Raw genomic sequence first — 14,932 nt, 5'->3', positions numbered from 1 at the left:
TTTTATGCATAGTGAGCAGAGTTTGTATTCGCGTACTAAACTAAAACGGTAAGTGTAAGAAGGTTCAATAATGACGGTTGTTTATGCCTTAACGTGTTTGAGTACCGGCACAACACAGCCAGACTGCAGAGGTGCCGCGCTGCCCAATTTGCCGGCCGGTGCAGATAGTACCGCTATTTTGCCTTTATCACGCAGTAACCAGAGGTGGATATGAAATACCTATTGCTCACGTTTATGCTCATTTATGCTACCAGCGCATTAGGGCAGAACATCCCTACCTCTTTAGAAAAACCGACCTACTCTTATACCTTTGGTGTGGTACCTCAGCAGTCTGCCTATAAGCTGGCCCAAATGTGGACACCGGTATTGCAACATATCTCCGCACAAACCGGCATCGCGCTTAAATTTGTTACCGCCAAGGATATTCCCAGTTTTGAGGAAGCTCTCGCTCAGGGACACTACGATATCGCTTATATGAATCCCTATCACTACACTGTTTTTCACGATAAAAGCGGTTACGTTCCTTTGGTAAGAGATGTGAAGAAACCACTGCAGGGTATTATTGTTACTCGCCGGGATAGCCAAATCAACGACATATCGCAACTTCATGGGTTAACGCTGGCTTTTCCTGCACCAACGGCATTTGCGGCCAGTATTATCCCACGCGCCGAATTAAATCACGCTGGCGTAAGCATCACCCCCCGCTATGTACATTCTCACGACTCCGTATATCTGAGTGTTATAAAAGGATTGTTTACCGCCGGTGGCGGCATTATGCGTTCGCTGGAGCACTTGCCTGCTGAGCAACGCGCCGAATTAAAGGTGTTGTGGCGGAGTCAGCAATATACCGGCCATGCCATTGCCGCGCACAGCGACGTGCCGGACGCTCACAGGCAACACCTTATCCGCGCTTTTTCGCAGCTCGATGAGACCGAACAAGGGCGCACTCTGCTAGAACAGCTCAATTTTAATCAATTACAGGCTGCCGCCAATGAAGACTGGGATGATGTCAGGGCACTGGGTATTCACTCGTTATCCAGACCCCATTACTGAGTTGATATTATGCGACTTTCATTACGGACTAAAACCATCGCCGGCACATCACTGATTGAGGCCACGTTACTGCTGATTTTAATTATCACCAGTTTGTCGTTTATTAACGCCTTAATCGAAGACACCGTGGTTAAAAGAGCGCAAACAACCGCCAATTTATTTGTCGCCACAACCAAGAACGCGCTGCTGTCTCTTGATCTCGCCGCCCTCGAAACATCAGTGCAGGAGCTGATGACAAACCCAGACATTGTGTATGCAAAAGTCATAGACAGCCAAAACAGGGTATTGGCTCAGGCCGGAGAAGATAGCGTATTAAACCAGCTGTTTGTGGGCGATACTGCGGTCTCAGTTGTTGACGATTCAGTTTATGACACCAACAGGGCAATTACCGTGGCGGGTCAGCAGTACGGTGAAATCCAAATCGGTATAAATATTAAGGCGGTACAGTCCTCTGTGCTGACAATCCGCAACTGGATTATTTCGCTGGCCTTGCTGGAATTAGTGCTGGTCGCGGTCTTTTCATTCGGTCTGGGTACTTACCTGACATCGCAACTCAAAGCCCTGCGAAAAGGCGCCAAAGATATGTTGCAGGCCATACCTGAAAAAAACTACCGCGATATCATTATTCCTATTAAAGGTAACGACGAACTTGCGGAACTGGCCAGATCCTTTAATACGCTGGTGAACACGCTTGCTTCTGAGAGCGACTCACGGGATCGGGCAGAAACACAACTGAAAGCACTGAACGCCTCGTTGGAAAAAAAGATTGCCGAACGCACCCAGGCACTGCTGGATAAAAACATTGAGCTGGAGCAGTCTAATAAAGATCGAAAAGAAGCACAGCAGCAGCTTTTTCAGGCAGAAAAGATGGCGTCGGTAGGCCAGCTTGCCGCCGGCGTTGCCCATGAAATCAATAATCCGGTGGGATTTGTCTCAAGTAACCTCAACACGCTGGAGGATTACCTGCCCCTTATACAGCTGTTAATGACCCTCGCTAAACAGCTTGATGCCAGTGAATCTGACGATATGTTACGTAAGCGTGTAGACGAACTACAGCGATTTTACACTCAGCATGACATGGACTTTATCAGCGCCGATGTGGCTCCGCTCATAGAAGAGTCACGGGAAGGATTAAAACGGGTTAGCGAAATCGTCAAAGGGTTAAAAGTATTTTCTCGCGTCGACTCTGATGAGCTGCAATGGTATGACCTGAATCATTGTCTGACGACAACGCTGACCATGGTTAACAACAAGCTTAAGTACATTTGCAAAGTTGAAACACACTTCGCCGAGCTGCCCAACATGTATTTTAATTTAGGCAAAATCACCCAGGTTTTCACCAATCTTCTGATTAATGCCGGCCAGGCCATCGAGGAAACGGGTCAACAGGGCGTGATCAAAATCAAAACAGAGTTAGTTGGTGATGCAGCGAAAGTCACAATTGCTGATACCGGCTGTGGGATCACTGATACTAATTTAGAAAAATTATTTAACCCTTTCTTCACCACAAAACCGGAAGGCCAGGGCACGGGCCTGGGGCTGTCAATCTCTTACGGCATTATTGAGGAGCACGGCGGTAACATTGAGGTGCAAAGCACCCCAGGTGAAGGCAGCGTTTTTACGGTAACCCTGCCACTGTGTGGCAAAGCTGAAGACTGAGTGCGGTATTACTCAGAGCGCATTATTTTTATCGGGGAACATGGCTATGACAATCACGGAACACGCAGATAAACCGCTTTACCGGGTGCTTTGCGTTGACGACGAGCAAAATATACTGCGCGCCATCAAGCGGGCATTGTTTACATTAAAAATCGAGCTGATATTAGTGGATAGTGGCGAAGCGGCGCTTGAGGTCATGGCTCAAAAACCGGTGCATGTTATTATATCAGACATGAAAATGCCCGGAATGACAGGCGCTGAGCTGCTTGCAGAAGTTGCCAACACCTCAGCAGATACCTACCGGGTTTTATTAACTGGCTTTGCCGACATTGACTCAACGATTAAAGCGGTCAATCACGGCCGGATTCACCGGTACTTACAAAAGCCCTGGGACAACCAGGAGCTCATCAACACCATTGAGGAAGGCCTGGAACGCGTAAAACTAAAAGACGAAAATGCCCGTTTACAAAAACTCACGCAGCGCCAAAACAACAAGCTAAAGGAAATAAACAGCAATCTGGAAAAAACCATACAAAAACGCACGCGCCAGATAAGGGCTGCACTGCAACGCATTGAACTGCGCAATAACGCCCTCGAGCAAGTGCTGTTTAATGTTATCTCCATTAACCCTGATGTCGACGGTAAGTTTGCTATTGAGGTAAGTGAGCTAACTAAAAAACTAGCAACCCAGGCCGGCTTTAATCAGGAAGATATCCGGTTATTTACCTATGCGAGCCTGATTGGTGAGCTGGGCTTGCTGGGTTTAAAACCCGAAGCGTTCAGACCCCCTTTTGCCAAACTCACCTACCAACAGCAAAAAGATTATTTGTCGCAAACCACGCTGGCAAAAACAATTCTGGCCCCGGCGGTGCATATGCAACCCATTGCTGACATTATTGAGTTTCAGTTTGAGCACTATAACGGCAGCGGACTGTTTAAAAAGGTCGCTAACGAGATACCAACTGGTGCACGTATTCATGCCATATCCCGCGACTACTGGCGATTAGTCAGTGGCCGTATGACCGGCCATAAAATGCCGCCCCTGGAAGCCAAGGCTGAACTCAAAAAATACACAAACAGCCGCTACGATGGTGCCTATCTTGACTTACTCTTAAGCAATAGCGACATCGATAAACCGCAGTTTATTGACGACCATATTGGTACAAATGCATTAACCCCGGGGTTAGTGCTTGGTAATAACCTGTACAACGAAAACCACATTTTATTATTGCCTGCCGGGCATGAGTTTACCGCCGCGACCATTGGCAAACTCAAGCAATATGAGAGAGATCACAAGCGAACCTTTGAGATCTTAATTGAAAAGCAAACTGATGATGAAGAAGAGGATGGCGAAGATAACACAGAATAAGCCCTTCACCATACGCCGCGTTCTACGCCATTGCTTCCTCTGGCCGCAGCGTTAACACCTCGTATCCGGTAGCCGTTACCGCAAGGGTATGCTCCCACTGAGCAGATAATTTGCGGTCGCGGGTGATTACCGTCCAGCCATCCTTTTTTTGCTTTGTTTTATATGATCCCTGGTTAATCATCGGCTCGATAGTAAAAACCATTCCCTCGGTTAAGGTCACCCCGGTCTTGGCCCTGCCAAAATGAAGAATTTGCGGCTCTTCATGCATCTCACGGCCAATGCCATGACCGCAATAATCTCTGACCACAGTAAAACCGTGACGCTCAGTATAGGTTTGGATAGCATGGCCAATGTCGCCCGTTGTCGCCCCCGGCCGAACCTGGTTAATCCCTTCCCACATAGCCTGATAAGCCACATCAACCAACCGCCTGGCTTGTAAGGACGTCTCACCAATCACATACATTTTGCTGCTGTCAGCAATAAAACCGTTTTTCTCAAGGGTGATATCAAGATTAACAATATCACCATTACGCAAGCGCTTGGTTGCCGACGGCACACCGTGACAAACCACTTCATTGATGGAACTATTGAGCACGTACTGGTAGCCATACTGACCTTTACTGGCGGGTCTGGCAGCGAGCACCTCGACGATAAAGTGCTCAACAAACTGATTTATTTCGAGCGTGGTGATACCGGCGACAACAAGGGAGTTCAGCGCCTCAAAAACCCTCGCCAATAAACGCCCGGACTCGCGCATTAACGATAACTCTGCCGGCGTTTTAATGTTGATATTATTCATGCACCAGTCGCACCGACGCGATATTTTGTTCGCGCATTTCTGTGGCCAGGATTTGCTCGTATGTCAGAGTCGGGTTCTGCTCCGCGAGCCGCCCTATCTTCATCCAGAACTCAGCCTGGGAATTAATAGAACGTTCCATGACCATACTGTTCTTGCGCACTTCTTTGTGCAGCTTGTCCGATATTTTAACGATTCCCAAAACCATCCACCATATATGTTTTGCTATAATATGCTACACAATATATAAACTTATCCGGCTGCGCCAATGATTATTTTGTTGGGCATAAAAAAACCGTGGCGATTGCCACGGTTTTTTAGGTAGTTAAGCCCGCAATTATTGCTTGAGTTCGCCGGTCGACGACTCAATATGGGCTCTGACAAACCATTGGAACTGCTCTAACTGGGCTAGCTGTCCGATCACCATATCTTCAGACACTGGGTCAGTTTCTGCCAGCTTAGTGAGTGCCTTACGGTGGTCTTCATTCACCCCGTCGTAAACTTTGTTGAGCGCGCTTAAGTGGTCGGTAACGAGCCCTTTGCCAACACTGTAATCCTGCCAGCGGCGACGATCGACCAGTGACTGAGGTGTACCGACTGGCACGCCCCCGAGGGTGGCAATGCGCTCAGCTATCGTGTCGGTCATTTCACGTACCGCCTCGACCTGTGGGTCCAGCATTTCGTGCACGCCAATAAAGTTTGGACCGACGACGTTCCAGTGAATGTGTTTAAGAGTGAGCTGAAGATCAATCAGCGCCACCATGCGATCATCCAATATAGCAATGGTCTCTATCGCCTGGTTGTCTTTCATACCCGGAGCGGTAAATTCTGCAATTTTTACGTTACTCATTTTTCCTCCTGCTCATTTAAAAATGATACTTATTATTTAATAAACATCGTGTCGTATAACTGAAGCAAGCCCTATACCGGATAGGAAATATACCCTTCAGGCCTTTTAAAACGTAGGCTGCAGCGCTGCAAGCAAAAGTGTATTTACCGATAAACAGTCACCATAAACAGTAAATCCTGCAAACTGATGTAAAATATTCAGAGCCAGCATTAAGTTCAGCTTGTCCGGGCGTCTCCACTTAAGGCAAACAGCGATAAGGAAAGATCTTCAACCCATTTCCGGTCATTGTTAACGTTGTAACGGACAGCCGGATTGGCGGGAATTGTCGATGTGAGTTAATTCGTGTCACAATGCAAATAACTAAAAATGAGAGAATTTTGTAATGCAACAGTTTGACTATATTTGTGTAGGTGGTGGCAGTGGCGGTATCGCTTCGGCCAACCGTGCCGCAAAACACGGCAAAAAAGTACTGCTTATTGAAGGCAAGGCAGTCGGTGGCACCTGTGTCAATGTGGGCTGCGTTCCCAAAAAGGCAATGTGGTATGGTGCCCAGGTTGCAGAAGCTATACATAAATATGGCCCTGACTATGGTTTTGATGTCACTGTAAACAAGTTTGACTGGTCTAAACTGGTCGCCAGTCGTCAGGCCTACATCTCGCGCATTCACGCCTCATACGATCGCGTATTGGGCAATAACCAGGTTACCCTGGTTAAGGGCTTTGCGAAATTTATCGACGCGCATACCGTTGAAGTTGACGGCGAGCAATATACCGCTGCGCACATCCTAATCGCTACCGGCGGTAAACCCTTTCGGCCAGCAATTCCCGGTGCCGAGCATGGTATAGATTCAGACGGCTTTTTTGAACTCGCTGAACAACCTCGTCGCGTAGCGGTCGTGGGTGGTGGCTACATTGGTGTTGAGCTGGCTGGCGTTCTTAACGCCCTGGGGAGCGAAACTCACTCAATAATCCGCCAGGAGTTACCGCTGCGTGGCTTTGATGACATGCTACAGGAAACCCTAAAAACCCTGATGCTCGAAGAAGGCATCGATATTCACGAAAAAACCGAAATTGAAAAAGTCACCAAGCTTGATAATGGCGATCTTGAATTGAGTATGACCGACGGGAATACCCTCATCGTAGACTGCCTTATCTGGGCCACAGGCCGCCAGCCTAACACCGCTGGGATCGGGCTGGAAAATACCGGCATAGAGATGCGCAATAACGGCCAGATTGTGGTCGATAAATTTCAAAATACCAATGTGGACGGACTGTATGCCGTTGGCGATATTACCGGCCAGCCAGAATTAACGCCGGTAGCCGTGAAAGCCGGCCGCATGTTAAGCGAACGCCTCTTTAACGGTCAGGACAATGCCCATCTTGATCATGCGATGATCCCCACGGTCATATTCAGTCACCCGCCGATCGGCACCATCGGTATGACTGAAAGCGAAGCGGAAGCCAAATACGGTAAGGACAATCTGACTATTTATCGTTCCAGCTTTGCCGCCATGTATACAGCCGTCACGCACCACCGCCAGCTTACCTGTATGAAACTTATCTGCGCCGGCGACGACGAAAAGGTCGTGGGCTTACATGGTATCGGTTACGCGATGGATGAGATTTTACAAGGCTTTGGCGTAGCAATTAAAATGGGTGCTACAAAAGCAGACTTTGATGCCTGTATTGCTATCCACCCCACCAGCGCCGAAGAGTTTGTTACTATGTAGATCGCGTTCTGGAATGTAAAAGTGTAGCTGAGTACTTTCTGGAAAATGTACTACTCTTATGCAATTCAATTGCTGAACAGGGGTAGTACATTACTGATGTCATTCAATCACATTCTTTCTCTGTGCTTCCCCCTTTCTGTACCTAATAGTGGCCAAATTAAACATGAAGGAATATCTACGTTTCATAATTCAGACCTCGAAAATATTACTTCTGTAAACCTCTGAATTAACTATCTCGTCAACTACAGTAAGACGAAATATTTAAGACTAATCCAACTACAAACGTCCATAGATACAGGTGTTATTCAGCTATTCGTGAATCATAATTACTCCATCATCCAGAGGAGCAGATAACATGACTTACTTACCAATAAACCTCACCTCGCAAGACGCTCACAGAGCAATTCTAGAAGCTAATACACGTATTGAGCAAGCTGGTACAACAGCGCACATTAATCGAATGGTTACTAGAGCCTATTAATAGGCTTAAAAGAAGAGTTAACTAATCAGAACTTAATAACGAAGCCCGAATTAATAGTGAAACTAGCCAACATATGATGGGTGATTGTGTCCACTATTATTAACCGCTAGTCAACAGCTAGCAAACAACATCCTGGTTTAAAAACCAATATCTAAGGAAAGAAGATTATGCGTGAATTAAACGTAAATGAGTTACAAGAAGTAAGTGGTGGTGTAGATGAGCTCGTGATTGCAGGCGTCACAATTACTGGTATAAGCGTAGGTATGACAGCATTTGCCGTAGGATCTGCATTGGCATCAGTAGGTGGTGCTTCTTTCGCCGCAGCAACAGCTTTGGGAGCCGATGATCTAGGCAAAGAGCTAGGTAGTGCTATTTATGACTTATTTAACTAAAGCCTAAAAAAATGCATATACCGACAATATCGAATCTATCGATATTGTCGATAAACTGGAAAAACCATGAAAAGACTTAATAAAAAAAGAACGTTATTTTGGAGTACGTATATTTTTATATTATTTATACTTGTTAGCTTAGCATGGATAGGAGATGTATTAGTTCTAGGAACATTTGGTGAAACAATATTAATTATTATTTTCCTTTTGATTGTTGGAGTCGCATTCAAAAGGTGGTTTGATGAATGGTATAAAGATACAAAAAATGAGTAGCAGGTTTAATTCGCGCCAAGAGACGTTCGTAATTAGTCTCGCTCGATTTTTGAGAATATCAGGCTAAATCTAATCCGCCTGCAACGACAACTCCACCCGACTGAGACTGCAGATGCTCCCGACTATTAAGTAAAACAGGCGACTGGCTTCTATGTGGGCTTGATTAACCAAGTAGGCTTTCACTTGCTTGCCACGCTCCTGAGCCAGTGCTACCAGCTCACTCTCGGGAATGGTAAGTGGCGTCAGAGAAGGTGTGAGCTTTGCGCTCCCAAGCTAATACAGCATTGCAAAAGTGCAGGCGAACCCGTGTCGCCTGACTGCTTTACCCAATAGCCTTAATGCGAACCGCTCTGTTCCACAATGTCTGCTATATCCCAATCCTGCAAAACACCGTCAGATGTAACAGTGAGCAACGTTGCCGGATTGGTATAACGCATATCCAAAACGGTTGAGCCAAAGCCCTGAGCTTCAGCCCACCACTGCGCAATGGGGTTACCTTCCGGGAGCTGCCAGATAATCATCTCAGTCTTTGGCGATGATGTAATCAACCACGGATTAACAGGGGCAAAGCGCGCTGCGCGGAACCATTGAAATCGCTCCCAATACGCCAGCTCACTGATAATTGCGTTGTGCTGACTTTGCCAGAGAACTTGCGTTTCCAGCGCGTCAGAAACAAAGACTTTATGATCCTGCCCCACTTCAAGGCTGGTAACACGATGCGGTACGGTGAGCGTTTGTTCTGACGCTTTATCTTGCTTGTCCCACCTGACAACCAGGCCATCATTACCCGCACTGTATAGCTCACCGTCTGGCGACACGATTAACTTCACAACATCAGCATCGTGTTGATGAGCGAGGTAATGCTGCCGTCGCCTAGTTGAACAGACAGAACCAAAGAGCCTGCGGGCTCGGCACTCATGGTATCCCAAACCTGAACGACTGTACGCGTCGCCGAAAAGAGATATCGCGCAGACTCATCCATATACATCATTGAGGTATCAGGCAAGACATACGGCGCATGCCAGTCAACAAGCCGCTTTTGCGTATTGTTATCCCAAACAGCGAGCCGCCCATGCGAGAACAATAGCGCGGTATACTCGCCCTGCTTCGACAGCGCTGCAGACAGAATGAATGAGTCAGTGATTTGCCATCGCCCGATATCGTTAACGGGCTCAGGCTCAGAGGTACAGGCAACGCACTGAACCGATACCAGCAAAACGGCTAAACGAAGATATCTGTTCAAGGTTATGACTCTCACTGAGAAAACCCAGACCATACCGTTTTTTTGCAAACGCGCCAACAGATACGTGTGGTTTCACAAACCTGAAGTGGAACAGTGCGTTACTTCGGCGAAACTTGGTACACTTTGCCGTGAAAACAGAAAGGACAACCTAATTCTTTGTTGTTTATTCGTTTAACAAAGCCAACACCATGGCATCTTTGTATGCTAAGCGCTACTGTGCAGAGGGGTAGTTAAGTCGTGCTACTTGGGTTAAACGAATGGCATCTACGTGATCTGTCTTTTGTAACTTAAATCCATCAAAAATCAGGTTCGCAAGCAACCGCAATCCGTAAAGGCTGTGTGAAAAATATAGTTTTAGCTGACGATTACAATCCGACCATCTGATGTCCGCAAATCGCTCACAGCTGCCGTAAAAATTGCGATGAGCTGACCTTTCCCCCAAAAATAACACCAATATTAATTTGCCTTTTTTTGGCTCGGTCCTACAACTGAGCGGGATCGGCAAATTATTAGCAGTTCAATATACTACAGTGATATACTATCGACTCTGCTTTACAAAATTTACAACGGTTGATTATTCTATTCACAGTACCTCCTTGCATCAGAGGATGTGAAGGTAGTATTTATGAAATATGGAGTGTTACTGTTGGTACCCATGTCATTGATTTGGCAATTTCGTACCTAACTGAATTTTAAAGGATAGCGAATGACTCTGTTACGAAACGCAATTATTATCTCAGCATGCTTATTGGTAATATCGTGCTCAAACCTGGCGTTTAATGAACGCTACGAAAATATCAAATGGAATAGTATCGTGGTATTTCCGGCTACAGGCGCCCACAGTGCCGAATTGACTAATATTCTCGAACATAACCTTATCTCCAGTGAAAACATGGTTGTTTTTTCGCCTAAATATGTAGAAGACAACTACAGCAATGGGAATGCGGGCTTTGACATTAGTGAGATGAAGTCTATTGCTAGTAACCTGGGTGCAAATGGAATACTCATTACTGAGCTGTCGGTTTCAGAAACAGAATCCTACAAAAGCAATATAGGTGTTGATTCGGTCAGTGCTGTCGTTTTTTATCGCCTGATTGACGCCGATACAGGGCTTACAGTTGCAACGAGCAGTAAGGAAGAAAGCAGCATATTTTCAGACTCTAAAACAGTAATCGAGAATGCCGCGCTCTCTGCTTTGGGTGATATTGAGTCTGCGCTTGACAAATTATCTGATTGAACAATTAAACATCAGCTCTTCGAATTGGTAGCCACATTATATTCACAGAAAAGGGTCATCAACCAGGAGCGCAAAGTTGAAACAGATGCGTATTTTGATCTATCCACTTGAGTAATTCGGCCAACCGGGCGGGCTTGTTGTAACCTTGTCGATAAACCACAGAAATCGGCAGTGGCGGGCTTTGCCACTGCGGTAAAATTTGTATGAGTTCGCCGCTGGCAATGTTGTCGCGCACAACAAACCACGGAAGATGACCAATACCATTGCCACCTTTAATCATATTCACCAGGCTCACAAAATCGGCGCACTGAAACGCAACGTTCAGGTTCACCTGCTCAGTTTGTTCGCCACGTTGTAGCACCCAGGTGGGTCTGTCGCCCTCAAAAATTTGAATACTCTTATGTTTGAGTAAATCTGAAGGCTGATGGATGGGCGCACATGACAGCAGATACTCAGGCGACGCCACCAGCACCCGATTTCCCGCACCAATTTGCCTTTCGATTAAACTGTCATCGCGATTTTTACCCATCCTGAACGCGAGATCTAACCCTTCCTGAAATAAGTTCTCATACTCATAGGACAATTTTAAAGAAATGGAAATATCCGGCCATTGCTGCAAAAACCGGGGAAACAACTCCTCAGACAAAAAGCGCCCCAAAGCGGGTGAAGCTGCAAGTCTCAACCGGCCCGCTGTACTATTGCTCATGGTCCGCAAATCGTCCAGCAGATGACTGGACTCTTCAATCAACACTTCGGCACGACGATAAAGCAATCGCCCTGCTTCCGTTAGCCTTACCACCCTGGATGAGCGTTCAAATAAGCTCAGGTTCAGTTCGCTTTCAAGTCTGGCAATGCTTTTGCTTAGCTTTGACTTGGGGATCCCCAGCTTTGCTGCGGCCGAAGTAAAGTTCAGCGTGTTGGCGGTTGCAACAAAGTAGTGTAACAAACGCAAGTCTATTGTTTCGCTTTTCATAACGATGAGTTTCAAAATCGAGTATTGTTCTACTTATTAATATGCATCACACTTTTGCTGTTGACAATAAATGTTTGCTAAATCAATACAGTCTAAAGGAGAACACCATGATCAAAGCCTATGCAGCCTCAGCACCCGGTGCCAAACTAGAACCGTTCGAATACGACCCAGGCCCGTTGTTGCAGGATGACGTAGAAATTGATGTTGAATCCTGCGGTATCTGCCACAGCGATCTGAGCATGCTGGACAATGACTGGGGCCTTACCGAATACCCCTTTGTGCCCGGTCACGAAGTTATTGGCGTAGTCAGCGCGGTGGGTGACAATGTCAGCGCTGTCAAAGTAGGCCAACGTGTCGGGCTAGGCTGGCATTCAGCGTATTGTAATACCTGCCACACTTGTCAGTCGGGCGATCATAATTTGTGCTCCAGCGCCGAAATGACTATCGGAGGCCGCCACGGAGGGTTTGCTGAAAAAGTTCGCGCACAGGCCAGCGCTGTGGTGCTCCTGCCGGAGGGTATAAACCCTGACTCTGCGGGACCGATGTTATGTGGCGGGATCACGGTATTTAATCCCTTGGTACAGTTCGACATTAAACCTACGTCTAAAGTCGGTGTTATTGGTATTGGTGGTTTGGGGCATATTGCCTTGCAATTTTTAAATGCCTGGGGATGTGAGGTCACGGCCTTTACACGTAATACGGCAGAAACTGCCGAACTGGAAAAGCTGGGAGCACACAAAGTACTCAACAGTAGTAATACCGAAGAATTAGAAGCGGCTTCAGGATATTTTGACTTTATTCTGTCTACCGTCAACGTGAAGCTGGACTGGAATGCCTACGTGGCCACACTCGCGCCTAAAGGCCGTTTACATTTTGTGGGGGCCACACTTGAACCGCTTGATGTAAATGTATTTCCATTAATATTGGGCCAGCGCTCGGTGTCCGGCACTCCGGTAGGCAGCCCTGCCACCATCAGTAAGATGCTCGATTTTGCCGCTTTACACAAGATTGAGCCCGTCACAGAATACTTCAGTTTTGCGCAAATAAACGAAGCGATAGACAGGCTCCGTAACAGTAAACCCCATTACCGTGTCGTATTGAAACGCTAGCCCCTTTACTATAGCGCTGCGCCTATCCACATTACCGCTTCATGGGCAGGTCTGGATAAGCGCAGCACCAAAAACTTTAAAGTACATCACGGTGGTTTTGCGCTGATCAGCGTAAGAGCCTATACCCAATCGTGCTCAATAATTGCACAGGCAGCTTTGACTCAGGCGTACTATAGTGTAACTAAGTCGTATTGAGGTAGCCGTAATGCTTGGTGATGATTTACTGTTTTTTGATGAAGATGACTGCGCAGCGCAAACCAGTACGCTTGCGGCCTGGAAAATACTGGTAGTAGACGATGAACCCGAAATTCACACCGTGACCCGTTTGGTGTTGGCCGACTTTACCTTTGAAGATCGGCCTGTAGAACTAATCTCTGCCGCCAGTGCACGCGAAGCCCGCGAAATTTTAACAGCCGACACTGCCGGCAATATTGCCGTGGCTATTGTTGATGTCGTTATGGAAACCACGCAAGCCGGCCTGGAGTTAGTGCACTGGGTACGAACCAGCCTCAATAATAATGTTATTCGTTTGATTTTGCGCACCGGGCAACCCGGCGAGGCACCAGAAGAACGGGTCATCCGCGACTACGACATTAATGATTACAAAAATAAAACCGAACTTACCGCCCTGCGTCTGAAAACCAGCATGTATGCGGCACTGCGCGCTTATCGCGACATCAAACTCATAGAGCGGCATCGCCTTGGCCTTGAGAAAGTGATTAGTGCCACGACCGAGTTTATTGAGTGCGATACCTTACCGCAGTTTGCCTCGGCCATTCTTAATCAAATTTCAATTGTGCTGGGCATTGAAACCTCGGGGATTATTTGCTGTGCGGTGAGTCGGGATAATAAAAGCGGGCCGCAATACAATATTCTTGCCACTAACTTGCGTCAAAGCACAACTGCGATGCCAGCCCGCGTCCGGATGCATATCGAAGATGCCCTTAATCAGCATCGGAGCATTCAGGGTGAAGACTATTTTGTTAGCTATTTCACCACTAAAAGAGGAATGGAAAACGTACTGTATGTGGCAAAAGACGATCCTCTCGAACCCGATCAGCATCACCTTTTGTCGTTTTTTGCCAACAGCATCGCCGTGGCCCATGAGAACATTCAACTACGCGAAGTTATTCGCGAGTCGCAAAAAGAGCTGTCATACATTATTGGCGAAGCGGTGGAAATGCGTTCTAAAGAGACGGGTTCACATGTAAAGCGGGTTGCACATATCAGTGCAATGTTAGCCGAGCTTTATGGTCTGAACGAAAACGAAGCAGAAATGATTAAACTGGCTTCGCCACTGCACGATGTGGGAAAGGTGGCTATCCCGGATCACATTTTAAATAAGCCTGGTCGCCATACTGAAGAAGAGATGGCCATCATGCGCACTCATGCCCGGGCGGGCTATGACATGCTGTATAAAAGTAGCAATCCTATATTAAGGGTGGGCGCCACTATTGCTCATGAACATCACGAATGCTGGGACGGCTCAGGTTATCCCAGAGGGCTTACCGGCGAGGCTATTTCAATTGCGGGCAGAATATCGGCAGTCGCTGACGTCTTCGATGCGCTGGGCAGTAAACGCTGTTACAAAGCAGCGTGGTCAGATGCCGAAATTTATCAGTACTTTGAGCAACATCGTGGCACCCGATTCGACCCCGCTTTAGTTGACCTGTTGCTCGGTAACTTCGACCAGTTCAGTGCCATCCGCGAGATGTTCCCCGATCCCGAATAATCGTCGTCGAACGCCACTGGCGGTATAACTAATCCG

The 14,932-nt window shown here is 47.0% G+C and carries 15 protein-coding genes; 9 read left to right on the top strand and 6 right to left on the bottom strand.

Annotated elements, in window-relative coordinates; all coding sequences use genetic code 11:
- Positions 1-210: 210 nt before the first annotated feature.
- The 3 genes from OIK42_RS16590 to nosR are packed head-to-tail and all read left to right on the top strand — an operon-like array spanning position 211 to position 4,081.
- The gene (locus tag OIK42_RS16590; RefSeq protein ID WP_273642196.1) at positions 211-1,053 is read left to right on the top strand and encodes a phosphate/phosphite/phosphonate ABC transporter substrate-binding protein; all 843 of its coding nucleotides are present in this window, start codon (positions 211-213) and stop codon (positions 1,051-1,053) included.
- Between the two features lie 9 nt (positions 1,054-1,062).
- Positions 1,063-2,712, top strand: coding sequence for a sensor histidine kinase (locus tag OIK42_RS16585; protein ID WP_273642195.1), 1,650 nt, complete (start codon positions 1,063-1,065; stop codon positions 2,710-2,712).
- Between the two features lie 46 nt (positions 2,713-2,758).
- Entirely contained in the window at positions 2,759-4,081 is a 1,323-nt protein-coding gene (nosR, locus tag OIK42_RS16580) for a response regulator c-di-GMP phosphodiesterase, NosR family (RefSeq protein WP_273642194.1), read from the top strand.
- Positions 4,082-4,103: 22 nt separating this feature from the next.
- Here the strand turns inward: nosR and map are convergent, their stop codons facing one another.
- The 3 genes from map to dps all read right to left on the bottom strand — a co-directional run bounded on the left by map (position 4,104) and on the right by dps (position 5,727).
- On the bottom strand, positions 4,104-4,880 hold the full coding sequence (map, locus tag OIK42_RS16575) for a type I methionyl aminopeptidase (protein ID WP_273642193.1): 777 nt from the start codon (positions 4,878-4,880) through the stop codon (positions 4,104-4,106).
- On the bottom strand, positions 4,873-5,079 hold the full coding sequence (locus OIK42_RS16570; RefSeq protein WP_273642191.1) for a ParD-like family protein: 207 nt from the start codon (positions 5,077-5,079) through the stop codon (positions 4,873-4,875). The genes map and OIK42_RS16570 overlap by 8 nt, the downstream gene beginning before the upstream one ends.
- A gap of 135 nt (positions 5,080-5,214) precedes the next feature.
- The gene (dps, locus tag OIK42_RS16565; protein WP_273642190.1) at positions 5,215-5,727 is read right to left on the bottom strand and encodes a DNA starvation/stationary phase protection protein Dps; all 513 of its coding nucleotides are present in this window, start codon (positions 5,725-5,727) and stop codon (positions 5,215-5,217) included.
- Positions 5,728-6,109: 382 nt separating this feature from the next.
- Here dps and gorA point away from each other — a divergent pair, with 382 nt between their 5' ends.
- The 3 genes from gorA to OIK42_RS16550 all read left to right on the top strand — a co-directional run bounded on the left by gorA (position 6,110) and on the right by OIK42_RS16550 (position 8,602).
- Entirely contained in the window at positions 6,110-7,456 is a 1,347-nt protein-coding gene (gorA, locus tag OIK42_RS16560; protein ID WP_273642188.1) for a glutathione-disulfide reductase, read from the top strand.
- Between the two features lie 648 nt (positions 7,457-8,104).
- A complete protein-coding gene (locus tag OIK42_RS16555) occupies positions 8,105-8,329 on the top strand; it encodes a bacteriocin (protein ID WP_273642187.1) in 225 nt (74 codons plus the stop codon).
- Between the two features lie 66 nt (positions 8,330-8,395).
- Positions 8,396-8,602 carry a hypothetical protein gene (locus OIK42_RS16550; RefSeq protein ID WP_273642186.1) on the top strand — a complete coding sequence of 69 codons (207 nt, stop codon included), beginning with the start codon at positions 8,396-8,398 and terminating at the stop codon, positions 8,600-8,602.
- A gap of 335 nt (positions 8,603-8,937) precedes the next feature.
- Here OIK42_RS16550 and OIK42_RS16545 read toward each other — a convergent pair whose 3' ends face one another.
- Positions 8,938-9,432: a WD40 repeat domain-containing protein gene (locus tag OIK42_RS16545; RefSeq protein ID WP_273642185.1), complete on the bottom strand. Its 495-nt coding sequence runs from the start codon at positions 9,430-9,432 to the stop codon at positions 8,938-8,940.
- The gene (locus OIK42_RS16540) at positions 9,429-9,845 is read right to left on the bottom strand and encodes a hypothetical protein (RefSeq protein WP_273642184.1); all 417 of its coding nucleotides are present in this window, start codon (positions 9,843-9,845) and stop codon (positions 9,429-9,431) included. Before OIK42_RS16540 ends, OIK42_RS16545 begins: the two co-directional genes overlap by 4 nt.
- 706 nt (positions 9,846-10,551) lie before the next feature.
- Here OIK42_RS16540 and OIK42_RS16535 point away from each other — a divergent pair.
- Positions 10,552-11,082 carry a hypothetical protein gene (locus OIK42_RS16535; protein WP_273642183.1) on the top strand — a complete coding sequence of 177 codons (531 nt, stop codon included), beginning with the start codon at positions 10,552-10,554 and terminating at the stop codon, positions 11,080-11,082.
- Between the two features lie 58 nt (positions 11,083-11,140).
- Here the strand turns inward: OIK42_RS16535 and OIK42_RS16530 are convergent, their stop codons facing one another.
- A complete protein-coding gene (locus OIK42_RS16530) occupies positions 11,141-12,055 on the bottom strand; it encodes a LysR family transcriptional regulator (protein ID WP_273642182.1) in 915 nt (304 codons plus the stop codon).
- 107 nt (positions 12,056-12,162) lie between these two features.
- Between OIK42_RS16530 and ahr the strand changes: the two genes are divergently transcribed.
- Positions 12,163-13,164: an NADPH-dependent aldehyde reductase Ahr gene (ahr, locus tag OIK42_RS16525; protein WP_273642181.1), complete on the top strand. Its 1,002-nt coding sequence runs from the start codon at positions 12,163-12,165 to the stop codon at positions 13,162-13,164.
- A 205-nt stretch (positions 13,165-13,369) separates the two neighbouring features.
- Positions 13,370-14,896, top strand: coding sequence for a DUF3369 domain-containing protein (locus OIK42_RS16520; protein WP_273642180.1), 1,527 nt, complete (start codon positions 13,370-13,372; stop codon positions 14,894-14,896).
- Positions 14,897-14,932: the final 36 nt, after the last annotated feature.

This window comes from Alteromonas gilva (genome assembly GCF_028595265.1).
Lineage (GTDB): Bacteria > Pseudomonadota > Gammaproteobacteria > Enterobacterales > Alteromonadaceae > Alteromonas > Alteromonas gilva.
Note: the sequence above shows the minus strand (reverse complement) of the source record. Positions and strands in the feature narration are given on the sequence as shown.